At 68.0% G+C, this 22,129-nt stretch carries 20 protein-coding genes; 14 read left to right on the top strand and 6 right to left on the bottom strand.

The features are described from left to right. Positions 1-2: 2 nt before the first annotated feature. Complete coding sequence (locus tag EF888_RS07730; RefSeq protein WP_109760045.1) at positions 3-653, bottom strand: GntR family transcriptional regulator; 651 nt, start codon at positions 651-653, stop codon at positions 3-5. A 162-nt stretch (positions 654-815) separates the two neighbouring features. Between EF888_RS07730 and EF888_RS07725 the strand changes: the two genes are divergently transcribed. The 14 genes from EF888_RS07725 (at position 816) to EF888_RS07660 (ending at position 15,497) form a co-directional block, all read left to right on the top strand. Further along, positions 816-1,835: a TRAP transporter substrate-binding protein gene (locus EF888_RS07725; RefSeq protein ID WP_109760129.1), complete on the top strand. Its 1,020-nt coding sequence runs from the start codon at positions 816-818 to the stop codon at positions 1,833-1,835. A gap of 92 nt (positions 1,836-1,927) precedes the next feature. Beyond that, positions 1,928-2,809 carry a TRAP transporter small permease subunit gene (locus EF888_RS07720; protein ID WP_109760130.1) on the top strand — a complete coding sequence of 294 codons (882 nt, stop codon included), beginning with the start codon at positions 1,928-1,930 and terminating at the stop codon, positions 2,807-2,809. Further along, positions 2,809-4,698 (top strand): TRAP transporter large permease, encoded by a 1,890-nt coding sequence (locus EF888_RS07715; RefSeq protein ID WP_109760046.1) that lies wholly within the window; start codon positions 2,809-2,811, stop codon positions 4,696-4,698. Before EF888_RS07720 ends, EF888_RS07715 begins: the two co-directional genes overlap by 1 nt. Then, positions 4,695-5,621, top strand: a complete 927-nt coding sequence (locus EF888_RS07710; protein ID WP_109760047.1) for a phytanoyl-CoA dioxygenase family protein — start codon at positions 4,695-4,697, stop codon at positions 5,619-5,621. Before EF888_RS07715 ends, EF888_RS07710 begins: the two co-directional genes overlap by 4 nt. A gap of 231 nt (positions 5,622-5,852) precedes the next feature. Beyond that, on the top strand, positions 5,853-7,364 hold the full coding sequence (locus tag EF888_RS07705; RefSeq protein WP_109760048.1) for a UxaA family hydrolase: 1,512 nt from the start codon (positions 5,853-5,855) through the stop codon (positions 7,362-7,364). Between the two features lie 37 nt (positions 7,365-7,401). Continuing rightward, positions 7,402-8,427, top strand: coding sequence for a Gfo/Idh/MocA family protein (locus EF888_RS07700; RefSeq protein ID WP_241239839.1), 1,026 nt, complete (start codon positions 7,402-7,404; stop codon positions 8,425-8,427). Further along, positions 8,424-9,521 carry an NAD(P)/FAD-dependent oxidoreductase gene (locus EF888_RS07695; RefSeq protein ID WP_109760049.1) on the top strand — a complete coding sequence of 366 codons (1,098 nt, stop codon included), beginning with the start codon at positions 8,424-8,426 and terminating at the stop codon, positions 9,519-9,521. The genes EF888_RS07700 and EF888_RS07695 overlap by 4 nt, the downstream gene beginning before the upstream one ends. Next, complete coding sequence (locus EF888_RS07690; RefSeq protein ID WP_109760050.1) at positions 9,518-10,396, top strand: NAD(P)-dependent oxidoreductase; 879 nt, start codon at positions 9,518-9,520, stop codon at positions 10,394-10,396. Before EF888_RS07695 ends, EF888_RS07690 begins: the two co-directional genes overlap by 4 nt. A 2-nt stretch (positions 10,397-10,398) precedes the next feature. Then, positions 10,399-11,286 carry a DMT family transporter gene (locus EF888_RS07685; protein ID WP_109760051.1) on the top strand — a complete coding sequence of 296 codons (888 nt, stop codon included), beginning with the start codon at positions 10,399-10,401 and terminating at the stop codon, positions 11,284-11,286. After that, positions 11,283-12,188: a sugar kinase gene (locus tag EF888_RS07680; RefSeq protein ID WP_109760052.1), complete on the top strand. Its 906-nt coding sequence runs from the start codon at positions 11,283-11,285 to the stop codon at positions 12,186-12,188. Before EF888_RS07685 ends, EF888_RS07680 begins: the two co-directional genes overlap by 4 nt. Then, entirely contained in the window at positions 12,185-12,931 is a 747-nt protein-coding gene (locus EF888_RS07675; RefSeq protein WP_109760053.1) for an SDR family NAD(P)-dependent oxidoreductase, read from the top strand. The genes EF888_RS07680 and EF888_RS07675 overlap by 4 nt, the downstream gene beginning before the upstream one ends. Positions 12,932-13,021: 90 nt before the next feature. Continuing rightward, positions 13,022-14,194 (top strand): pyridoxal phosphate-dependent aminotransferase, encoded by a 1,173-nt coding sequence (locus EF888_RS07670; RefSeq protein ID WP_109760054.1) that lies wholly within the window; start codon positions 13,022-13,024, stop codon positions 14,192-14,194. A gap of 106 nt (positions 14,195-14,300) precedes the next feature. Then, positions 14,301-14,534: a hypothetical protein gene (locus EF888_RS07665; RefSeq protein WP_109760055.1), complete on the top strand. Its 234-nt coding sequence runs from the start codon at positions 14,301-14,303 to the stop codon at positions 14,532-14,534. A 63-nt stretch (positions 14,535-14,597) separates the two neighbouring features. Next, complete coding sequence (locus EF888_RS07660) at positions 14,598-15,497, top strand: NAD(P)-dependent oxidoreductase (RefSeq protein ID WP_109760056.1); 900 nt, start codon at positions 14,598-14,600, stop codon at positions 15,495-15,497. Between the two features lie 58 nt (positions 15,498-15,555). Here EF888_RS07660 and neuC read toward each other — a convergent pair whose 3' ends face one another. Genes neuC through EF888_RS07635 form a run of 5 tightly spaced genes read right to left on the bottom strand, consistent with a single transcriptional unit; the run spans position 15,556 to position 21,951 of the window. Further along, positions 15,556-16,722 (bottom strand): UDP-N-acetylglucosamine 2-epimerase, encoded by a 1,167-nt coding sequence (gene neuC, locus EF888_RS07655; RefSeq protein WP_109760057.1) that lies wholly within the window; start codon positions 16,720-16,722, stop codon positions 15,556-15,558. Next, positions 16,722-17,918 (bottom strand): acetyl-CoA C-acyltransferase, encoded by a 1,197-nt coding sequence (locus EF888_RS07650; RefSeq protein WP_109760058.1) that lies wholly within the window; start codon positions 17,916-17,918, stop codon positions 16,722-16,724. Before EF888_RS07650 ends, neuC begins: the two co-directional genes overlap by 1 nt. A 48-nt stretch (positions 17,919-17,966) precedes the next feature. Then, positions 17,967-19,907: an acetyl-CoA carboxylase biotin carboxylase subunit gene (locus tag EF888_RS07645; RefSeq protein ID WP_109760059.1), complete on the bottom strand. Its 1,941-nt coding sequence runs from the start codon at positions 19,905-19,907 to the stop codon at positions 17,967-17,969. Further along, positions 19,897-20,400 carry an O-acetyl-ADP-ribose deacetylase gene (locus EF888_RS07640; protein ID WP_109760060.1) on the bottom strand — a complete coding sequence of 168 codons (504 nt, stop codon included), beginning with the start codon at positions 20,398-20,400 and terminating at the stop codon, positions 19,897-19,899. The genes EF888_RS07645 and EF888_RS07640 overlap by 11 nt, the downstream gene beginning before the upstream one ends. Before the next feature lie 6 nt (positions 20,401-20,406). After that, positions 20,407-21,951 carry a carboxyl transferase domain-containing protein gene (locus EF888_RS07635; RefSeq protein ID WP_109760132.1) on the bottom strand — a complete coding sequence of 515 codons (1,545 nt, stop codon included), beginning with the start codon at positions 21,949-21,951 and terminating at the stop codon, positions 20,407-20,409. Between the last annotated feature and the right edge of the window lie 178 nt (positions 21,952-22,129).

The following is a 22,129-nucleotide window of genomic DNA, read 5'->3' as shown; positions in this document are numbered from 1 at the left end:
CCTCAGGCGGCCTCGCGGATGTTCCGCCGCAGGTGCTGCTCGATGGCCCGCGCGCAGCCCGCCGCGTCGCGGGCAAGTGCTGCGTCGAGGATCTGCTGGTGCTCGGCGGCGATCATGCCGAAGTAGGCCCCGCCGAATTCCTCGGTCAGGGTCATCATCTGCTGCCGGAACTGGAGGTAGATGTTGGCATGCGTGCGCCGGATCAGCGCCGAGCCGCAGGCCGAGATCAGCGTCTCGTGGAAATGCCGCTCGGCCTCGGACCACAAGGCGCGGAAGGGTTCCATGTCGCCCGCCTTCAGGATCCGCGTCTGGATATGGACCAGCGCGTGATGCGCGGCGTTGAGGTGCATCTCCCAGGCGACGCCGCCCTTCTCCATCGACCGCTCCGCTCCCTCCTGCTCCAGAAGGATGCGGAACCGCGTCACGTCGTTGAAGATCGACTGGTCCACGGCCCGGACGCGAAAGCCGCGCTGCGCCTCGAACTCGACCAGCCCGATCGTCACCAGCCGATGCAGCACCTCGCGGACGGTGTTGGCCGAACAGCCATAGTCGCCCTGAAGATCGGACGGCTTCAGCTTGTGTCCCGGCCGCAGCGTGGCGTTCATCAGCCGCCGCTTGAGGTCCTCGTAGATGTCGGGCGTGTCGACGCGCATGACGGCCTCCTCCGCGCAGGTTTACCGAAATCCCGCATCCTGTCAAAAATTTCGAAATTCCGCGCTTTTTCAATTTCGCGTTGGCAGCGGGGGGTCGAATTGCTACCGTGACGCTGCGATGACGACGTCCGAAAGGGCGCAAAAATGAAACGGGAGGAATTCATGAAGTTCGTGAAGTATGCGGCATTCGCCGCAGGCACCGTCGCCATGCTTGCCGGAACCTCGGCACTGGCGCAGACCACGCTCCGCATCCAGACGCACTACGCGCCCGAATCGCTTTCGGGGAAGAATGCGGCGATGTTCATCGACGACATCCAGACGATGTCGAACGGCGAGATCCAGGTCGAGATGTTCTATTCGTCCGCCGTCGTGAAGTCGGTCGAGACCTTCGACGCGGCCGCCACCGGCATCCTCGACTGCGACATGACGGGCGGCGCCTACCAGACCGGCAAGAACCCCGCGTTCCAGTTCGTGGGCGACATCATGGGCGGCTACGACACGCCCTATCAGCAGCTCTCGTGGCTCCTGATCGGCGGCGGCAAGGAAGACGCCCAGGCTCTCTACAACCAGTACGGCATGCAGCTCGTCGGCTGGTGGGTCGTCGGCCAGGAGGCGCTCGCCTCCACCAAGCCGGTCCAGACCGCCGCGGACTTCAAGGACTGGAAGTTCCGCTCGCCTCCGGGCATGGAAACCAAGATCTTCGAAAAGCTCGGCGCATCGCCGATCGTGATGGACTTCACCGAGGTCTTTACCGCGCTGGAAACCGGCATCATCGAAGGCGCCGACGCCTCGATCCTCGCCAACAACCAGTCGATGGGTCTCTACGACATCGCCAAGCACGCGACCTACCCCGGCTTCCACTCGATGCCGTCGGACCACCTCGCCTGCAACAAGTCCGTCTGGGACGCCATGCCCGAGCACCACAAGCGGATCATGGAAGTCGCGATGGAGAAGCTGGGACTTCGCCAGGCTCTCGAAGGTGACAAGGCCAACGCCGAGGCCGCCGTGGCCCTCGCCGAAGGCGGCGTGACCATCCACAACTGGGCCGAAGAAGACCGTGCCGCCTTCCGCAAGGCCGCGCAGGACACATGGCCCGAGTTCGCGACCACGCCGGAAGCCAAGGCTCTGGTCGACAGCCACCTCGCCTACCTGAAAGTCCTGGGACTCGTCTCGGACCAGTAAGCCGACCCCGCCGGCGGAGCCGCCTCGTGCGCTCCGCCGGCAGACCGCTTCTGAAGACGGCCCGGAACGGGTCGGGGGAACCGAGGGGCGACATGCACGAAAAACAGGGAACCTTGGTCGAGTGGCTTGCGCCGCTGGCCTTCTGCATCGTCTCGGGCTGGCTCGTCTGGCACGCGCCTGCCTACATCCTCGATTTCGGGCCCGAGAACGGCCAACTCGCTGCGCAGCTTGCCCGGACCGATGTTACCCCGAACCTTTCGCCGATCTTCGCCTTCGCCGACATCGTCGACTATGCCGCGCTGATCCTCTGCCCTCTCCTGTTCATCCTCGGCGTGATGACCGTCCGCCGGGCGTCGATGGAATACGAGCACTGGAACGGCTTCGACCGGATCTCGGTCTTTCTCGGCCGCATCACGATGATCCTCATCCTGATCCTCACCTCGGTGATGATCTTCGAGGTCATGATGCGCTATGTCTTCGAGCGCCCGACGCTCTGGGCCAATGAGCTGTCGCTCTGGCTCGCCGGATTCGTCTTCCTGCTCGCCGGCCTCTACTCGATGCAGCAGCGCGGCCACATCCGCATCTTCCTGCTCTACGACATCTGCCCGCGCTGGCTGCAACGCCTCTTCGACGTCATCTCGACCGGTTTGATCGTGCTCTTCGCCTTCTTCCTGATCTACGGAGCCTACGGCGAGGCCTTCCAGAAATTCATGAGGTGGGAGACCTTCGGCACCGCCTTCGACCCGCCGATTCCCGCCACGCTCAAGATCATGGTCCTTCTCGTCGTGACGCTGGTGGCGCTTCAGGCCGTGGTGAACCTCTTCGCCGACTGGAACGAGGAACCCGTGATCCACACCGCCGCCGACGACATCGACGAGGGCGAACTCGAGCGTCTGCGCGCCGCCGTCGGCGACGACGGCACCGCCGATCTGGACGTCACGCGCAGCGCCGCGCAGGAGAGGGACACCCGCTGATGGACGTCGGAACGATCTCTCTGGTGCTCATGCTGGGCCTCGTGGCGCTCCTCGCCATCGGGATGCCGCTCGGCCTCGCCTCGGCGATCCTCGCCGTCCTCGTCCTCGTGATGAAGTTCGAGCCGGCCCTTCTTCTCCAACCATGGACCTTCGGCGACGGCCTCCTGACGGCGAAACCCGGCACCGGACCGCTCAACATCCTCGCGCAGAAGATCTACGGCCTTCTGACCGATTACGTGCTGATCTCGATACCGCTCTTCATCTTCATGGCCGCCCTCCTCGAAAGGTCGGGCATCGCCAAGGACATGTACAACTCGCTGAACGTCTGGCTGAACCGGACGCGCGGCGGCATCGCCATCGTCACCTCGCTCATGGCGGTCATCATGGCGGCCATGTCCGGCATCATCGGCGGCGAGGTCGTGCTTCTCGGCCTGATCGCGCTGCCGCAAATGCTGCGCCTCGGCTACAACCAGAACCTCGCCATCGGCACGATCTGCGCGAGCGGGTCGCTCGGCACGATGATCCCGCCGTCCATCGTCCTCATCATCTACGGCCTCATCACCGAAACCTCGATCAAGGCGCTCTTCACGGCGGCCTTCCTGCCCGGCTTCATGCTGGCCTCGATGATCATCATCTACATCATCGTCCGCACCCAGCTTAACCCCTCCCTTGCCCCGCTGCCGATCGAGAAGCTGACCTCGGATCTCTCGACGCCGAATCTCTCGGCCTCGAAGCGCGCCAGGCTCGAAGCCGACCTCGCCGCCCTGAACGCCCAGCCCGCGGGGACCGAGAAGCTGGCGCTCTTCGCCGCCTTCCTGTCGATCCTGACCGCAGGCTTCACGCTGATGATGTTCCTGCGTGCCGCCTTCTTCACGCTCGCGGGCCAGAACGTGTCGCGCGAAGGCGTCGACGACATCGCCCTCGGCACGGCCGCCCACCTGCCCTGGCTCGGCGGCATCTTCCTCGTGGCCATGGCGCTGATCCTCTTCGTCTTCGGGCGCGAGAAGACGGCGCGCGGCTGGCTCATGGGCAAGGGCCTCGTGCCGCCGATCGTGGTCATCGGCGTCGTCCTCGGCTCGATTTACGGCGGCATCACCGGCATCACCGAGGCGGCAGGCATGGGCGCTCTGGCGGTCTTCATCCTGATGACGCTCTACCAGAAGACCTTCTCCGGCTGGGTCGGCACCGTCCAGGGCGCGCTGATCCCGATCATCGCCTTCGTGGCGCTTCTCATCGTCCTGCCGCATTTCGTGGTCGCCGGCGACCGAGAGTGGCTGGTCAAGCTTCAGGTCGCAGGCACCTTCTTCCTTGTCATCCTCCTGACCCTGCGCATCCCCGCCGTACGCGACGGCCTCTGGGACAGCCTCCTCAGAACGCTCCGCTCCACCGGCACGATCATCTGGGTGACCATCGGCGCCGCCGCTCTCGCCGGCGCCTATACCATCGCGGGCGGTCCGCAGTTCGTGGCGGACCTGATCGTCGGCTCCGACATGCCGACCATGCTGATCCTCCTGACCATGATGGTCATCCTCCTCTTTATGGGCGCCTTCATGGACTGGGTCGGCATCGTGCTCCTCATCATCCCGGTGTTCCTGCCGATCGTGCAGCGCCTGCCCATCGAGGAGATCGGCTACTTCGGAGAGCTCCAGCCCAAGTATCTCTCGGTCTGGTTCGGGGTCCTGTTCTGCATGAACATGCAGGTCAGCTTCCTGTCGCCGCCCTTCGGCCCCGCCGCCTTCTATCTGAAGTCGGTGGCGCCGCCGCACATCTCGCTCACCGACATCTTCAAGGGCTTCCTGCCCTTCATCTGCATCCAGCTTCTCGCCCTGACGGTCCTTCTCCTCTGGCCGCCGATTGTCGAGATCCTGCTCGATTGGGGACAACCATGAGACTGACCGACGACCAGCTCCGCTTCTTCGAAACCCAGGGCTACCTCGTGGTCGAGAACGTCCTCGGAGACGACGTCCTCGCCCCCGTCCGCGCCGAATACGACGCCCTCCTCGACCGCATGATGGACGGCTGGGGCATGGCGCGCGAGGGCGACTTCGCCGAGAAGGTCGTCAGCGCCTACGAGGCCGGACACGACTGGTTCCAGCCGATGGACATCTCGCTGCCTGGCGACCGCATCGAGGCCGACACGCCAATGCACATCGGACCGGCGGTCTTCGACATGATCACCGCGCCCGCCCTTCTCGACATGGTCGAGGATCTTATCGGGCCCGAGCTCACCTCGAACCCGATCCAGCACGTTCGCATCAAGCCGCCGGAGCGCAAGCTGCTGACCGGCGAGATCCGCGCCCACGTCGGCGGCACCGACTGGCATCAGGACCGTGCCGTGGCGCTGGAAGAGGCCGACCAGACCCGCATGGTGACCGTCTGGCTCGCCGTCACCGACGCCACGGTCGAGAATGGCTGCCTCCAGGTCGTCCCCGGACGCGCCGACCTCCTCCCGCACTGCCCGCAGCGCCAGACCTCCATCGCCAAGGGCTTCGTCGACACCGACCTCGCGGTGCCGCTGCCGGTCAAGGCGGGCGGCGCGGTGATCTTCCACCCGATGACGCCGCACGCCTCGCTCGCGAACGTCTCGGACAGCATCCGCTGGTCGTTCGACCTGCGCTACAACGTGACCGGCGATCCCACGGGCCGCGGCCACTTCCCCGAGTTCGTCGCACGCTCGCGCCAGACCCCCGCGTCGGAGCTTCGCGACTGGCGGGAATGGAAGCGCATGTGGGACGACGCCCGCGCACGTCTCGCCGCCGCGCCGCACATCGACCTTCACCGCTGGAGCGCCGACGCCCCCGTCTGCGCCTGAGCCCATGTCGCTTCATCTTGCCCGAAATACGCAGGCCCGGCCGGGTACCGCGCGCACCGTTCGCGCGTCTCTCCGGCCGATCCCGTGCCTTACGCTTTGCCGACACTTTGCAGACGCGATGCCGACATCGCCTTTCGCCCGCTTTCCAACAGGATTAACGTCGATTCGCGGCGCCCCGCGCGATCCCTCGTCCCCGGCCCCCGCCCGCCCCATTCATCCCGGAGCAACCCGATGAAACCGACCGTTCGCCTCGACCCGTCCGACAACGTCGTCACCGCCACCCGCGCGCTCGAGGCCGGCGCGGCGGTCGAGGCCGTCGCCACCACCTCCCTGATCCCCTCGGGCCACAAGATCGCGACCGAGGCGATCCCGCAGGGCGGACCGATCCGCAAGTACGCCCAACTCATCGGCTATGCCGCGACGGACATCGCGGCTGGCGACCATGTCCACACCCACAACACCGAGTTCCGAAACACCGAGCAAGCCTATGAATTCGGGACCAATCTCCGCAACGTCGAGATGGTCCCCGAGACACGGCGCGACACCTTCATGGGCTACCGCCGCGAAAACGGCTCGGTCGGCACGCGCAACTACATCGCCGTCGTCACGTCCGTGAACTGCTCGGCCACCGCCGCGCGCCGCATCGCCGACGCCTTCGGCCCCGAGGAACTGGCCGACTACCCCAATGTCGACGGTGTCGTCGCCTTCGTCCACGGGACCGGCTGCGGCATGGCGGGCGACGGCGACGGGTTCGAGGCGCTTCAGCGCGTCATGTGGGGCTATGCCAGGCACCCCAACCACGCGGGTGTTCTGATGGTCGGCCTCGGCTGCGAGATGAACCAGATCGACTGGCTCCTGGAAGCCTATGGCCTGAAGCAAAGCCCGACGTTCCAGACCATGAATATTCAAGGGGTTGCGGGCCTTCGGAAGACCATCGAACTGGGGATCGAGAAGGTCCGCTCGATGCTTCCCATCGCCAACGAAGCGAAGCGCGAACCCTGCCCGGCGTCCGAATTGATGGTCGCCCTTCAATGCGGCGGCTCCGACGCCTGGTCCGGCATAACGGCCAACCCCGCGCTCGGCTACGCTTGCGACCTCCTTGTCGCCCAAGGCGGCACCGGCGTCCTCGCCGAGACGCCCGAGATCTACGGCGCCGAGCACCTCCTGACCGCGCGCGCCATCGACCGCAAGGTGGGCGACCGCCTCGTCGGCCTGATCCGCTGGTGGGAGGACTACACCGCCCGCAACAAGGGCTCGATGGACAACAACCCCTCGCCCGGCAACAAGAAGGGCGGCCTGACCACGATCCTCGAGAAATCCCTCGGCGCGGCCGCGAAGGGTGGCACCACGCCGTTGACCGGCGTCTACAAATACGCCGAACCCGTGCGCGCCAAGGGCTTCACCTTCATGGACTCCCCCGGCTACGACCCGGCTTCGGTCACCGGCCAGATCGCCGGCGGCTGCAACCTCGTCTGCTTCACCACCGGGCGCGGCTCCGCCTTCGGCTCGAAGCCCGCGCCCACGATCAAGGTCGCGACCAACTCCGAGATGTATGGCGGCATGATCGAGGACATGGACGTGAACGCCGGCACCATGCTCAGCGAGGGTGTCAGCCTCGAGGAGAAAGGCCGCGAAATCTACGAGCTTTTCCTGCGGGTTGCGAGCGGAGAGCAATCCAAGTCCGAAGCACAGGGCCTCGGGGACTACGAGTTCGTCCCCTGGCAGATCGGGGCCGTGATGTGACGGGGATCGACAGCACCCGGGACGCCGCGAATTTCGCATGCGAAACCTTGGCCGGGGGCCGCGCCCGGTGACGCGCCTCCTCGTGGCCGGTGCGGGCCTGATCGGCAGCCGACATGCCGCCCACATCGCCGAGCATCCCGACCTGACGCTCGCCGGCGTGATCGAACCAGACCCCGCGCTGCGAGCCGCCTTCGACGCCCCAGGCTTCGCCTCGCTGGCCGACTGCGACGCCGAAGCCGACGGCATCGTCATCGCGACACCGACGCAGTTCCATGAACCGGTCTTCCTCGAAGCCGCCGCGCGGGGTCTCCACGCCCTCGTCGAGAAACCCCTCGCCCCCGACCTCGCCGCCGTCGACCGCATGATCGAGGCCGCGCGCAAGGCAGGCGTCCACATCCTCACCGGTCACCACCGCCGCTTCCATCCCCGCGTCGCCGCCCTGAAGGACGTCATCGCCTCGGGCGCAATCGGACAGCCCATCCTCGCCAGCCTGATCTGGGCCGTCCGCAAACCCGATCCTTATTTCGAGGTGACATGGCGCCAGAGTGCCGACGGCGCGCCGGTCCGCCTCAACCTCTGCCACGAGATCGACCTCCTTCGGCACCTCTTCGGCGAGGTCACCGGCGTCGCTGGCCTCGGAGCGAACCCCGTCCGTCAGACCGCGCGCGTCGAATCCGGCGGCGCGGTCCTCGCCTTCGCGTCCGGCCTCACCGCCACCATCGCCTTCGCCGATACCACGCCTTCGCCCTGGGGCTTCGAACACGGCACGGGAGAGAACCCGAACATTGCCACCACGGGACAGGATTCGCTCAGGATCACGGGCACCGAAGGCGCGGTCGAGTTCCCCTCCCTCCGCGTCTGGACCGGAGCCGAGGACTGGTCGCAGGCCCCCGCGCCGCACTACGCCCCCGCCCCCGACGGCGTGCCACTGATCCGCCAACTCGAACACTTCGCCGCCGTCTGCCGGGGCGAGACCCAGCCCCTTAACGACGCGGCAAGCGGACGGCGCACGCTGAAGCTGACCCTCGCGGTGGAGGCGGCGACCCTGCCGTCCGCGCCGTGAAGATCGCCATCGTCGGACGCGGCCTGATAGGCTCTGCCGCCGCGCGTCACCTCGCCCGCGCCGGCCATGACGTCACGCTCATCGGTCCCGACGAACCACCCCGCTTCGAGGACCACCGCGGCGTCTTCGGCAGCCACTACGACGAGGGCCGGATCACCCGCGTCAACGACCGCCGCCCCTTCTTCGCACGCGTCTCGCACGCCTCCATCGCGCGCTACGCCGAGATCGAGGCGCAGAGCGGCATCCCCTTCTTCACCGCCTCGGGCTCGCTGGTCGCGGGCGGCCCAGACTACATGGAGGCCGTCGCCAAGGGCCGGGAGGGCCTGTCATTCGCCTTCGACGACCTCTCCCCCGACGCCCTGAAATCCCGCTTTCCCTGCCTCGCCTTCCCGGCTGGGTTCTCGGGTGTCTACGAACCCAAGGCCGGCCACATCAGCCCCCGCCGCCTCGTCGCCGCCCAGACCGAGGCCGCGCGCCGGGCAGGCGCCCGGATCATCGCGCAGGAAGCCGTCTCGGTCGGCGACGGACGCGTCCGCACCGCCGACACCTCCCACTCCGCCGACCGCGTCATCGTCGCGGCGGGAGGCTGGACCGACGCCGTCCTCGGCCGCGCCGCCGTCCTCGAGGTCTATGCCCGCACCGTCGCCTTCCACGAGATCGGCCCCGCCGAGGACGAACGCCTCCGCGACATGCCCTCCTTCGTCTACGACTCGCCCGACTCCATCTACGTCCTGCCGCCCATCCGTTATCCCGACGGCAAGGTCTGGCTGAAGCTCGGTGGCGACCCCGAGGACGTGCTCCTTCCCGATCAGGACGCCGTGGGCGCGTGGTTTCGAAACGGCGGCAGCGTCGAGATCGGTCACCACCTGACCGACACGATCCGCCGCCTCCTCCCCGGCCTCGCCTTCGAGAGCCGCCACATCGCGCCCTGCGTCACGACTTGGACCGACACGCGCGTCCTCGAGATCCGCCGCCTCTCGCCCCGCCTCATCGTGGCGGCAGGCGGCAACGGTTCGGGCGCAAAATGCAGCGACGAGCTTGGCCGGATGGCGGCCGCGCTCACCACGGAAACAGCAGAGGAGACGACCCCATGACACACATCGGATTCATCGGACTTGGGCTCATGGGCTCGGCCATGGTGCAGCGCCTTCTGGACAAGGGGCACACCCTCACCGTCCTTGGCAACGTGAACCGCACCGGCGTCGACGCCGCCACCGCGCGGGGCGCCAACGAGGCCGCAACGGCCCGCGATCTGGCCGAAGCCGCCGACATCGTCATGCTCTGCATGGGCACCTCGGACCACGTCGAGGCGCGGATGCGGGGCGAAGACGGCGTCATCGCCGGGCTGTCCGACGGCATGGTCGTGATCGACTTCGGCACCTCGCTTCCCGGCTCGACCGTGGCCCTCGGCAAAGAGGTCGCCGCGAAGGGCGCCACCATGCTCGACGCGCCGCTCGGCCGGACGCCGACCCACGGGCGCGAGGGCAAGCTCAACATCATGGGCGCAGGCGACGAAGCGACCTTCGAGCGGGTGCGCCCCGTGCTTCAGGACCTGGGCGAGAACATCTTCCACCTGGGGCCCCTCGGCGCGGGACACACGATCAAGCTTATCAACAACTTCTACGCCATGGCCTCGGTCAACGCGCTCTCCGAGGCCTTCGCCGCCTGCGACATCGCCGGCGTCCCGCGCGAAAGCCTCTACAACGTGCTGTCCGCCGGTCCGAACGGGTCCGGCATGATGGACTTCATCAAGGCCTACGCCGTCGACGGAGACCCCACGAAGCTGTCCTTCTCGGTCCGCAACGCGCTCAAGGACGTCAGCTACTACGACCGGATGGTCAGCGACTTCGGCCGCAGCTCGATCATGGCCAAGGGTGCCAAGGAGGCCATCGGCCGCGCCGTCGAGGACGGCCACGGCGACGATCTCGTGCCCCAGATGGTCGACAGCTACGCCCGCTGGTTCGGCTGAGGATGGCCGCACCCGCCCTCGACATCCGCGACGACCGCATCGGCCTCGGCATCCTGATGATGCTGGGGACCTGGGCGTTCTTTGCGGTGACGGACACCACCGTCAAATGGCTGGTGCTGGCAGGCATTCCCGCGCTCCAGCTCGCCTTCCTGCGCTATGCCGTCTCGCTGGCGGTGTCGGTGGGGGTTGGCCTCGCGCGCGGCAGCGTGGCGGGGCTTCACAGCCGGGGCGACATGATGCTGGTCGTCGTGCGCGGCTCGCTTCTGGTGATGACGACGATCCTCAACTTCATCGCGCTCAAGTACCTTCCGCTGACGGTGACGGCGACCATCGCCAACTCCTCGCCCATCCTCGTCACCGCCCTTGCCGTGCCGCTCCTGGGCGAAAGGGTCGGCCCCTGGCGCTGGTTTGCCGTGGTCCTCGGCTTCATCGGCGTCGTCATCGTCATCCGCCCCTTCGGCGCCGAATTCCACTGGGCGACGCTCCTCGTCCTCGGCAACGCGACGGGCCTGGCGCTGTTCTCGATCCTGACCCGCAAGCTCTCGGGCCGGATCGCCACGCAGACCATGCAGGTCGCGGCGGGGGCAGTGGGCACCGTCGTCCTGGCCCCCTTCGCCCTGGCCGCCTGGACCTCGCCCGACACGGCTCTCGGCTGGTGCCTGATGTTCGGCATCGGCGTCTCGGCCTGGGCCGGGCATGAAATCTTCTCGCGCGCCCACGCCCATGCCGAGGCGGGCGTGCTTATGCCCTTCTCCTATGTCTTCATCCTCTACGTCACCATCGCGGGCTTCATCGTCTTCGGCACCGTTCCGGACATGCCGACCCTGGTGGGTGCGTCCATCATCATCGCCTCGGGTCTCCTGATCTGGTGGCGGGAGCGGCGGCGATGACGCGCGTCCTCTGCCTGGGCGAGGTGATGGTGGAGCTGTCGCTTGAGGCGGCCGACCCGACGCGGGCCTCGGTCGGCATTGCGGGCGACACCTACAACACCGCCGTCTACCTGAAGCGCTCCGCGTCCGAACTCGAGGTCGCCTACGCCACACGCCTCGGCCGCGACCGCTTCAGCGCGATGATCCGCGAGAGGCTGCGGGACGAAGGCATTTCGGACGACTTCGTCACCGAAAGCGACGACCGCCTGCCCGGCCTCTATGCCATCTCGACCGACGCGGGCGGCGAGAGGTCCTTCCACTACTGGCGCGACCGCTCGGCCTACCGGACCTACTTCGACGCGCCGGGCCCGGACCTGGAGGCGATGGCGACGTTCGACGTCATCTACCACTCCGCCATCTCGATCGCCGTCCTGCCCAACGAGGCGAGAGGGCGGTTCCTCGACTGGCTCGCAAACTACCGCGCCGACGGCGGATGCGTCATCTTCGACTCGAACTACCGCCCGCGCCTCTGGCCCGACGCGGCTACCGCGCGCGACGCCATCGAGCGCGCCTGGCGCACCTGCGACATCGGCTTGCCGAGCCTCGACGACGAGATCGCGCTCTACGGCGACGAAAACGCGCAGGCCGTGATCGACCGCCTCCACGGCTGGGGCGTAGCGGGGGGCGCGCTCAAGCGGGGCGCCGAGGGGCCGCTCTCGCTCTCTGGCGCCACCTGCCCCGATTGCCCGCCCGCGCCGCGTGTCGTCGACTCGACTGCCGCCGGCGACAGCTTCAACGGCGGATACCTCGGCGCGCGCCTCACCGGCGTCTCCGAGGCGGAAGCCCTTGCGGCAGGCCATGCGCTTGCCTCACAAGTAGTGCAGCACCGGGGCGCGATCCTGCCCCGCGGGGAGGACACATGAACCGATACGATCTCGACGGCCGCATCGCCGTCGTCACCGGGGGCGCAATGGGCATCGGCCGCGCCGTCGCGCACCGTCTCGCCGTCTCGGGCGCGACCATCGCTCTCTGGGACCTCGATCCCGACAAGGCCGCGCATGTGGCCCGCGAGATCGACGGCGATGCCCAGGCCTTCACCTGCGACGTGGCGGACTGGGCTTCCGTCGCGGCCGCCCGCGACGCGACCCTCGCCCGCTTCGGCCGCATCGACATCCTGGTGAATTCGGCCGGCATCGCGGGCAACGTGGCGCTGGTCGAGGACTACGACACCGCGATGTGGGATCGCATCATGGCGGTGAACCTGACCGGCACCTTCCACACCAACAAGGCCGTCATTCCGGCCATGAAGGCGCAGAACTACGGGCGCATCGTCAACATCGCCTCGGTCGCGGGCAAGGAAGGCAACCCCAAGGCCAGCCACTACGCCGCCTCGAAGGCGGGCGTCATCGGCTTCACCAAGGCCATCGGCAAGGAGGTCGCGACCCACGATATCGCGGTCAACTGCGTCACACCCGCCGCCGCCAACACGCCGATCCTCGAACAGCTCACCGAGGAATTCATCCAGTTCATGCTGTCCAAGATCCCCCGCGGCCGCTTCGTCGAGGTCGAGGAAATCGCCAACATGGTCGCCTGGCTCGCCTCCGAGGAATGCTCCTTCACAACCGGCGCCGTCTTCGACATCTCGGGCGGCCGCGCGACCTACTGATGTCCGTCATCCTGCCCGAAATACGCCGAGGCGGTCCGGGGGAGCAGCGCTCCCCCGGCGCCAGCCACACAGCCTGACACCGAGGTCAACATGCTTCACACCATTCCCGGCTTCGACCGCATCGGCGAAGAGAACGCCTTCGCCGTCCTCGCCCGCGCCGGCGCCCTTGCCGCGAAAGGCAAGGACGTCATCAACCTCGGCATCGGCCAGCCCGACTTCCCGACGCCCGGCAACATCACCGAGGCCGCCATCAAGGCGATCCGCGACGGACACCACGGCTATACCCCCGCGACCGGCATCCTGCCCCTGCGCGAGGCGGTGGCGGCCGACCTCGACCGACGCTTCGGCGCGACGGTCAGCCCCGACAACGTGCTGATCGTCCCCGGCGGCAAGGTCACCATGTTCGCCGCCATCCTGATGTTCGGCGAACCGGGGGCCGAGATCCTCTACCCCGACCCCGGCTTCCCGATCTATCGCTCGATGATCGAGTTCACCGGCGCCACCCCCATCCCCATCCCGATCCGCGAGGAGAACGGCTTCGCCTTCTCGGCCGAAGAAACCCTCGGCCTCCTCACCGACCGGAGCCGCCTCATCATCGTCAACTCGCCCGCCAACCCCTGCGGCGGTGTCACGCCCAAGGCCGAAGTCGACAAGCTGGTCGCCGGTCTCGCCGACTGGCCCGACGTCGCCATCATGTCCGACGAGATCTACGACCAGATGCTCTACGACGGCGAGGAGCACGTCACGCTCCTGAACTACCCCGAGATCCGCGACCGCCTGATCCTGCTCAACGGCTGGTCCAAGACCTATGCCATGACCGGCTGGCGCCTCGGCTACTCGGTCTGGCCGCAGAAGCTCTACGACAACGCCCGCAAGCTCGCCGTCAACTGCTGGTCCTGCGTCAACGCGCCCTCGCAATACGCCGCACTTGAAGCGCTGACCGGCCCGCAGGACGCGGTCGGAAAGATGGTGGCCGAGTTCGACGCCCGCCGGAAACTGGTCGTCGACCTGCTGAACGGGATCGAGGGCGTCTCCTGCATCGTGCCCAAGGGCGCCTTCTACGCCTTCCCGAACATCAAGGCGACGGGCCGGAAGGCCAAGCAACTTGCCTCCGACCTCCTTGAAGGGCCGGGCGTCGCCACCATCGGCGGCCCCGACTTCGGCATCCTGGGCGAGGGCTACATCCGCCTCAGCTACGCCAATTCGCAGGACAACATTCGCGAGGCGCTGGCGCGCATGAAGGGCTTCATCGAACGCGGGTAGGATGACTTTGCGGCAACTGCCGCCATCGCACCTCAATGCCGCCACATTGCTGACGCATTGCCGCAAAATCCTCGCCGGCGGGTCATAATCGGCGAGGATGCCACCCATGTTCGAACTGGAACGACCGTACCGGAAGCCGCGTCCGGAGAAGCCGGTCGAGCGGCGCTGCCACCGCTGCCATGGAACGGGGCGGTCTGCCTGCCGGTCCTGCGGCGGGCAAGGCCGGACCGCCACCAGCCGCAGCGCGCTCGGCGAACCGGTCTACATCCGCTGCACCGCCTGTTACGGCAGCAAGGTCTGCCGCTGCATCACCTGTGCGGGCATCGGCTTCATCACCTGAGGCATCGCTTGATGCCCCGCGCCGTTCCGTGAACAATGTCCTCCTCTACAGGGAGGCAGCGGCATGACAGACCCCACCATCGGCTTCATCGGACTTGGCCTCATGGGTCACGGCATGGCGAAGAACATCGTCGAGAAGGGCTATCCCCTTCGCGTCATGGCGCACCGCAAGCGCGAGGCGGTCGACGACCTGATCGGTCGGGGCGCCGTCGAGGTTTCGACACCGCGCGAGATGGCCGAGGCCTGCGACATCGTCTTTCTCTGCGTCACCGGCAGCCCCCAGGTCGAGGCGACGCTTCGCGGCGACACCGGCCTCCTCTCTGCCCTCCGACCCGGCGCTGTCATCGTCGACTGCTCGACTTCCGACCCGGTCTCGACCCTGACCCTCGCCGAGGAGACGAAGGCCGCCGGGGGCCACTTCGCCGACGCGCCGCTCTCGCGCACGCCCAAGGAAGCCTGGGCCGGGACGCTCGACGCCATGGTCGGCGCCGATCCGGAGGTCTTCGACCGCATCAGGCCCGTGATCGAGACCTGGGCCGGCGTCATCGTCCACCTCGGACCGACGGGCCTCGGCCACAAGATGAAGCTCATCAACAACTTCATCGGCATGGGCTATGCCGCCCTCTACGCCGAGGCGCTGGCCATCGCGCGCAAGTCGGGTCTGACGGCGCAGCAGGTCGACAGCGTCATCCGCCCCGGCCGCCTGTCGAACGGCTTCTACGAGACCTTCATGAAATGGACGCTCGAGCAGGACGAGAACGCGCACCGCTTCTCGATCTCCAACGCGCACAAAGACATGGCCTATCTCGCCAACCTCGCCGTCTCGGTCGGCGCGGTGAACCCGATGCAGTCGGCGGTGAAGAACGCCTTCGCCGCGATGGACGCCGCCGGAGAAGCGGACCGCTACGTCCCGATGCTGGCCGACTTCATCGCACGGGTGAACGGGCTGCCGAAGTTCGACTGACCTTTCGGCTTTCACTGGTCCACAAGTATCCCGGGGTGTGGGGGCAGAGCCCCCACTCTCACCTTTCCGGAAAGACCGTCCGCTTGGCCACCAATCCCGGATCGCCCAGATCCAATCCGGCCAGCACCCGCGCGATGGACGGCCCGGCATCCCCCTTGCCATAAGGGTTCTCCGCCGCCGCCACGCGCGCACGGAAGGCCTCATCCGTCAGCGAAGTCCGGATCGCGCCGAAGATCGCATCGGCCTCGCAGGGCACGTGCAGCACGTTCTCGCCCCTGAGCCGCCCGTCCTGCCTCGGGCCGATGTCGACGGCGGGACAGGCGAAGGCGGGCGTCTCCTTCAGACCGGACGACGAATTGCCGACGCAGACACCGCGCCCGACGCGCCCGCACCAGTTCAGTACGCCGTGATAGAGCCATCGCCCGAGGCTTCGCCGCAGGGTGACGCCGTCCCGCCCCGCGACCCCCTCCAGCGCCGCGACGATGGCCGCCGAGCCGAGATCGCCGTTCGGATGGGTCAGGACAAGCTGCGCCCCGAGGTCCGTCCGCGCCCGTTCAAGCGCGTCGAGACAGGCCGCAATCTCCTCCCCCGCCTTGTCCGGCGAGGTGCTGATCGGGTGAAGCGTGAACAGGACCAGCGGCCTCGCCTCGTCCAGTCCCAGCTCCTCCACGACCCGCCCGGGCGGCGCGAAGTCCCCCGTCCGGATCAGGTCGATCGGCGGGAACCCCACGTCGTGGATGCGCCAGGGCTCCTCGCCCATCATCCGCACCCGCCCCGCGGCCTCGGCGTTCGTCGTGAAGTGGATATGCGCGAGCTTCGTCATCGCGTGGCGCACCACGTCGTCGAGCGTCCCGCCCTGCGTCAGGTCGCCCCCCTCGATATGCGCCGTCGGCACCCTCATCTGGGTCGCCGCGATCATCGCCGCGAAGGCTTCGAAGCGGTCACCGTAGATCACCAGGGCGTCCGGCCTCAGCCGCTCCAGAGCATCCGTCACGCCCAGGACCGCCCGCCCGATGGCGCGAGGGGTCGACGCTGCGCTCTCATCGTCGCGCTTCACAGGCACTGTCGCCGCAGCCCTGAACTCGGGCGCGTCGGCGGGGTCGCGGCCCATGCCCTCGATCAGCACGAGCTCCAGCGCAGAATGCGCGTCGATGGCCCGCAGGACCGGCAGCAACAGCCCGTATTCCGACCGGCTGCCGGTGAAGACGCCGATCCGCCGCGCCATCAGACCCGTTCCAGCGCGATGGCCGTCGCCTCGCCGCCGCCGATGCAGATCGAGGCCACGCCGCGCCTTGCGTTCCGCGCCCGCATCGCGCCGAGAAGCGTCACGAGGATCCGCGCACCCGAAGCCCCGATGGGGTGGCCGAGCGCCACCGCGCCGCCGTTGACGTTCAGCCGCTCGTGCTCGATGCCAAGCTCGCGCATCGACGCCATAGGCACGCAGGCGAAGGCCTCGTTGATCTCGAAGAGGTCCACGTCGTCGGTCGACCAGCCGGTCGTCTCGAACAGCCGCTGCTTGGCGTAGACAGGGGCGGTCGTGAACCATCCAGGCTCGCCCGCATAGGCCGCATGGCCGACGATCCGCGCTATCGGCTCCAATCCTAGTCGCTCCGCCTCCGACGCTGACGCCAGCACCAGCGCCGCAGCCCCGTCGTTGATCGAGGACGAGGACGCCGCCGTGATGGTGCCGTCCTTGCGGAAGGCGGGTCTCAGCGACGGGATCTTCGCGGGATCGATGCGGTCCGGCCCCTCGTCACGCGACACGACCGTGTCTCCCTTGCGCCCCTTGACCGTGACCGGCGCGATCTCCCAGTCGAACGACCCGTCTTCAGACGCACGCTTGGCCCGCGTCACGCTCTCGATGGCATAGGCGTCCTGGTCGCCGCGGGTGAACTGGTACTTCTCGGCGCAGTCCTCGCCGAAGGAGCCCATGCTGCGGCGGGTGCCGTTAGGGGCGATGTCATAGGCGTCCTCGAGCCCGTCGAGCATCATGTGGTCCATCAGCCCCACATGCCCGATCCGCGCCCCGCTCCGGCCCGTCGGCAGCAGGTAGGGCGCACCCGTCATGCTCTCCATCCCGCCTGCCACGACCAAGCCGACCGAGCCCGCGCGGATCGCGTCGTGGCCCTGCATCACCGTCTTCATGCCCGAGCCGCAGACCTTGGCGACGGTCGTGCAGGGCACCGACGCCGGCAGCCCAGCGCCAAGTGCCGCCTGCCGGGCGGGTGCCTGTCCCAGACCGGCAGACAGGACGTTGCCCATGAGGACCTCGCCCACGTCGTCCGGGGCGAGACCCGCATCCGCCAGTGCCGCCGCGATGGCGCGGGCGCCCAGTTCAGTCGCAGGCACGCCCGAGAAAGCGCCCTGAAAAGCGCCCAAGGGGGTGCGCGCCGCGCCGCAGATGTAGATGGGATCGGACATGGGTTCCTCCGCTGTCTCGCCGACACTCTGCCCGCTCGCGGGCCGGGGTCAATCCTCGGCCGGGTCGAGCCGCACCAGAAGGTCGCCCTGCGCCACCTGCGCGCCCTTTGCCACCGTCACCTCGGCCACCCGCCCCGCGCGCGGCGCGGTGAGCCTATGCTCCATCTTCATCGCCTCGAGGATGGCCAGCGTGTCGCCCTCGGCCACCTCCTGCCCGGCCTCGGCGCGGACCTGAGTGACAAGCCCCGGCATCGGCGCGAGGACGGTGTCGGCCGTCGCCGCCCCCGCACCGGCCTTGTCCGTGGCGAAGGCGAAATGATGCTGCCCGGCGTCGCGGCGGACGAGGACGCCGCTTCGCGTCATCACCGCTCCTGCCACCCCGGAGACGCCACCCGAGACGAAGGCAAGGCGCTCGCCCTCCCGCGTCACGCACTCGAAGGCGACCGACCCGAACGGTGTCTCGACCGACCGCCGCGCGCCGTCCGTCTCGACCGTGACGCCGCCTGTCTCGAAGGCCACCGACTGCCGCGCCGGACCGAAGAGGCGGAAGTCGCGGAAGGCATGGTCGCCCGAAGTCAGAACGGCCAGCGCCGCCAAGGCGAAATCCAGCGCCTCCGCCTCGGGCTCTGCCGTCAGCGTCTCGCCCTTTCGCGCGATCAGTCCGGTGTCGACCCGTCCCGCCGCCACGTCCTCGTCCGACAGAAGCCGCGACAGGAAACCCCGGTTCGTCACCGACCCCGCAACAAGCGTCTCGTCCAGCGCGCGGACAAGCGACCGCACCGCACTGGCCCGGTCGGGACCATGCGCGATCAGCTTGGCGATCATCGGATCGTAGAAGGGCGTCACCGCGTCGCCCTCCTCCACGCCGGTGTCGACCCGGACGCCCCCGCCGAAGCGCAGCACATCGAGACGGCCCGTCGCGGGAAGGAAGCCCGCCGAAGCATCCTCTGCATAGAGCCGCGCCTCCACCGCATGTCCCGTCAGCCGCAAGTCGCCTTGCGAAAAGGGCAGCGCCTGCCCCTCCGCCACCGCGATCTGGAGCGCCACCAGGTCGAGCCCCGTCACCGCCTCGGTCACCGGATGCTCGACCTGAAGGCGGGTGTTCATCTCCATGAACCAGAAGGCGTCGGGGTCGGGAAAGCGCGCGCCATCGACGATGAACTCGACCGTGCCCGCGCCGACATAGCCCACGGCGCGGGCGGCGGCGACGGCGGCGTCCCCCATCCGCTGGCGCAACTCTCGCGTCATGCCGGGTGCAGGCGCCTCCTCGATCACCTTCTGGTGCCGGCGCTGAAGCGAGCAGTCGCGCTCGAAGAGGTGAACGACGTTGCCGTGTGCATCGCCGAAGACCTGCACTTCGATGTGACGCGGGGTCTGGATGTATTTCTCGACGAGGCAGGCAGGGTCGCCAAAGCTCGCCTGAGCCTCACGCCGGGCGCCTTCCAGAGCCTCGGCGAAGTCGCCGTCACGCTCGACCAGCCGCATCCCCTTCCCGCCGCCGCCCGCGCGCGCCTTTATGAGCACGGGGTAGCCGATTTCGGACGCCTTTCCGGCAAGATAGGCGGCGTCCTGCATCTCGCCGTGATAACCGGGCACGACCGGCACGCCGGCGTCCTCCATCAGCGCCTTGGCCTTGTCCTTCAGTCCCATGGCGCGGATCGCCGAGGCGGGAGGACCGACGAAGGTCAACCCCGCCGCGTCGACAGCCTCGACGAAGGCCGGGTTCTCCGACAGGAAACCATAGCCGGGATGGATCGCATCGGCCCCCGTGGCGCGCGCGGCCTCGAGGATGGCCTCGGCGCGGAGATAACTCTCGGCGACAGGCGCGGGACCGATCCGCACCGCCTCGTCCGCCATCCGGACATGCAGCGCGCCTGCATCGGCGTCCGAATGCACGGCCACCGTCGCAATCCCCAACTCACGACAGGTGCGGATCACGCGGCAGGCGATCTCGCCCCGGTTCGCGATCAGGAGCTTCCTAATCGGCATCGAGCCCTTCCTCGCGCATCGCCGCCTTCAGCGCCGCTTCGGCCTCGGGACCGAAGGCCACCAGCCGCACGTCGAGAGGCGATCCCGCGACCTCTTCGACCGCGATCTTCGCGGCCAGCCCGACGGGGAAGCCGTAGACGCCGGTCGAGATCGCCGGGAAGGCGATGGACTCGCAGTCGGCCGCTTCGGCCAGCATCAGCGAGACGCGATAGCACGAGGCGAGAAGCTCCTCCTCATCGGCGTCGCCCCCTCTCCAGACCGGTCCCACGGCATGGATCACATACTTCGCCGGAAGGTCATATCCGGACGTCAGCTTGGCCTGCCCCGTCTCGCAGCCGCCGAGCGTCCGGCACTCCGCGAGAAGCCCCGGTCCGGCCGCCCGGTGGATCGCGCCGTCGACGCCGCCTCCGCCCAGAAGCGACGGATTCGCCGCGTTGACGATGGCATCGACCTTCATCGTCGTGATGTCTCCCGTGAAGACCGTAACCGGCATGGCGCCTCACATCCTGAAGAGGCCGAAGCGGGTGTCCCCGATCGGCGCGTTGAGCGTGGCCGACAGCGACAGCGCCAGAACCTCGCGGCTTTTCCTGGGATCGACGATGCCGTCGTCCCAGAGTCGGGCCGAAGCGTAAAGCGGATGGCTTTGGGAGCGGAACATCTCTTCGGTCGGTGCGCGGAAGGCCGCCTCTTCGGCATCGGACCAGCTTTCGCCCCGCGCCTCCATCGCCCGCCGCCTGACGATGGCCAGCGTCCGCGCCGCCTGCTCGCCCCCCATGACGGCGATACGGCTGTTCGGCCAGGACCAGAGGAAGTGCGGTCCGAAGGCGCGCCCCGCCATGCCATAGTTGCCCGCGCCGTAAGACGCGCCGACGATCATCGTCACCTTGGGCACGGCGGTGGTGGAAACCGCCGTCACCATCTTCGCCCCGTGACGTGCGATGCCGCCCTCTTCGGCCTGACGGCCCACCATGAAGCCGGTGATGTTCTGAAGAAAGACCAGCGGCACCTTCCTCTGGCTGCACAGTTCGATGAAGTGCGCCCCCTTCTGCGCGCTGTCCGAGAAGAGGACGCCGTTGTTCGCCACGATCCCCACAGGGATGCCGTGAAGGTGGGCGAACCCCGTCACCAGCGTCTCGCCGAAGCGCGTCTTGAACTCGTCGAACCGACTGCCGTCGACGATGCGCGCGATCACCTCGCGGATGTCGTAGGGCACGCGCGGATCGGCCGAGACAAGGCCCATGATCTCGGCCGGGTCATAGGCCGGGTCCTCGGGCGTCTCGCGCCGGATCGCCGCCGCCGTCTCCAGGCCGAGGTTCGCCACGATCCGCCGCGCGATCCGAAGCGCATCGGCGTCGTCCTCGGCCAGATGGTCGGCCACACCGGACAGACGGGTGTGCATCTCGCCGCCACCCAGATCTTCGGACGTCACCTCCTCGCCCGTCGCCGCCTTCACGAGAGGCGGTCCGGCAAGGAAGATCGTGCCCTGGTTCCGCACGATCACCGTCTCGTCGCTCATCGCCGGCACATAGGCCCCACCGGCGGTGCAGGAGCCCATCACGACAGCGATTTGGGGAATGCCCTCGGCACTCATGCGCGCCTGGTTGAAGAAGATGCGCCCGAAGTGATCGCGGTCGGGGAAGACCTCGTCCTGGTTCGGCAGGTTCGCGCCGCCCGAGTCGACGAGGTAGATGCAGGGCAGCCGGTTCTCGGCCGCGATCTCCTGCGCGCGGAGGTGCTTCTTGACCGTCAGCGGATAGTAGGTGCCGCCCTTCACGGTCGCGTCGTTGGCAAGGACCATCACGTCGCGCCCCGAAACCCGGCCCACGCCCGCAATAGCGCCCGCCGCCGCGATCTCGCCGCCATAAAGACCATGCGCCGCCAGAAGCCCGATCTCGAGGAACGGCGAGCCGGGATCGAGAAGGTTCTGCACCCGGTCGCGGGGCAGCATCTTGCCCCGAGACAAGTGCCGCTCACGCGCCCTCTGACCGCCCCCGGCCAGCGCCACCTCGGCCGCCGCCTCCGCCTCGGCCAGGTGCGCGCGCATCGCGGCCTCGTTCTCGGCGAAGGTCTCGGAGCGCGGACTGATGTGACTTGCGATCCTCACGAAGCGACCCTGCCCTCGCCATGGCGGTCCAGCGTCTTGCTGTCGGGGAAAGGCACACTCATGGGAAATGAATGAACGGTCGCGCCCGCGGAAGCAAGGCGTCCCGTCCGCCCTCTAG

Source organism: Silicimonas algicola (assembly GCF_003970735.1).
In the GTDB taxonomy this organism is placed as follows: Bacteria; Pseudomonadota; Alphaproteobacteria; order Rhodobacterales; family Rhodobacteraceae; genus Silicimonas; species Silicimonas algicola.
Note: the sequence above shows the minus strand (reverse complement) of the source record. Positions and strands in the feature narration are given on the sequence as shown.

Excerpts from the sequence above, each read along its gene's own strand:
- EF888_RS07665 (WP_109760055.1), top strand. The coding sequence starts at position 14,301 with ATGTTCGAACTGGAACGACCGTACCGGAAGCCGCGTCCGGAGAAGCCG.
- EF888_RS07675 (WP_109760053.1), top strand. The coding sequence starts at position 12,185 with ATGAACCGATACGATCTCGACGGCCGCATCGCCGTCGTCACCGGGGGC.
- EF888_RS07730 (WP_109760045.1), bottom strand. The coding sequence starts at position 653 with ATGCGCGTCGACACGCCCGACATCTACGAGGACCTCAAGCGGCGGCTG.
- EF888_RS07725 (WP_109760129.1), top strand. The coding sequence starts at position 816 with ATGAAGTTCGTGAAGTATGCGGCATTCGCCGCAGGCACCGTCGCCATG.
- EF888_RS07680 (WP_109760052.1), top strand. The coding sequence starts at position 11,283 with ATGACGCGCGTCCTCTGCCTGGGCGAGGTGATGGTGGAGCTGTCGCTT.
- EF888_RS07715 (WP_109760046.1), top strand. The coding sequence starts at position 2,809 with ATGGACGTCGGAACGATCTCTCTGGTGCTCATGCTGGGCCTCGTGGCG.
- EF888_RS07660 (WP_109760056.1), top strand. The coding sequence starts at position 14,598 with ATGACAGACCCCACCATCGGCTTCATCGGACTTGGCCTCATGGGTCAC.
- EF888_RS07645 (WP_109760059.1), bottom strand. The coding sequence starts at position 19,907 with ATGCCGATTAGGAAGCTCCTGATCGCGAACCGGGGCGAGATCGCCTGC.
- neuC (WP_109760057.1), bottom strand. The coding sequence starts at position 16,722 with ATGGCGCGGCGGATCGGCGTCTTCACCGGCAGCCGGTCGGAATACGGG.
- EF888_RS07635 (WP_109760132.1), bottom strand. The coding sequence starts at position 21,951 with ATGCGCGCGCACCTGGCCGAGGCGGAGGCGGCGGCCGAGGTGGCGCTG.
- EF888_RS07690 (WP_109760050.1), top strand. The coding sequence starts at position 9,518 with ATGACACACATCGGATTCATCGGACTTGGGCTCATGGGCTCGGCCATG.
- EF888_RS07650 (WP_109760058.1), bottom strand. The coding sequence starts at position 17,918 with ATGTCCGATCCCATCTACATCTGCGGCGCGGCGCGCACCCCCTTGGGC.
- EF888_RS07720 (WP_109760130.1), top strand. The coding sequence starts at position 1,928 with ATGCACGAAAAACAGGGAACCTTGGTCGAGTGGCTTGCGCCGCTGGCC.
- EF888_RS07705 (WP_109760048.1), top strand. The coding sequence starts at position 5,853 with ATGAAACCGACCGTTCGCCTCGACCCGTCCGACAACGTCGTCACCGCC.
- EF888_RS07670 (WP_109760054.1), top strand. The coding sequence starts at position 13,022 with ATGCTTCACACCATTCCCGGCTTCGACCGCATCGGCGAAGAGAACGCC.
- EF888_RS07640 (WP_109760060.1), bottom strand. The coding sequence starts at position 20,400 with ATGCCGGTTACGGTCTTCACGGGAGACATCACGACGATGAAGGTCGAT.
- EF888_RS07685 (WP_109760051.1), top strand. The coding sequence starts at position 10,399 with ATGGCCGCACCCGCCCTCGACATCCGCGACGACCGCATCGGCCTCGGC.
- EF888_RS07710 (WP_109760047.1), top strand. The coding sequence starts at position 4,695 with ATGAGACTGACCGACGACCAGCTCCGCTTCTTCGAAACCCAGGGCTAC.
- EF888_RS07700 (WP_241239839.1), top strand. The coding sequence starts at position 7,402 with ATGCGAAACCTTGGCCGGGGGCCGCGCCCGGTGACGCGCCTCCTCGTG.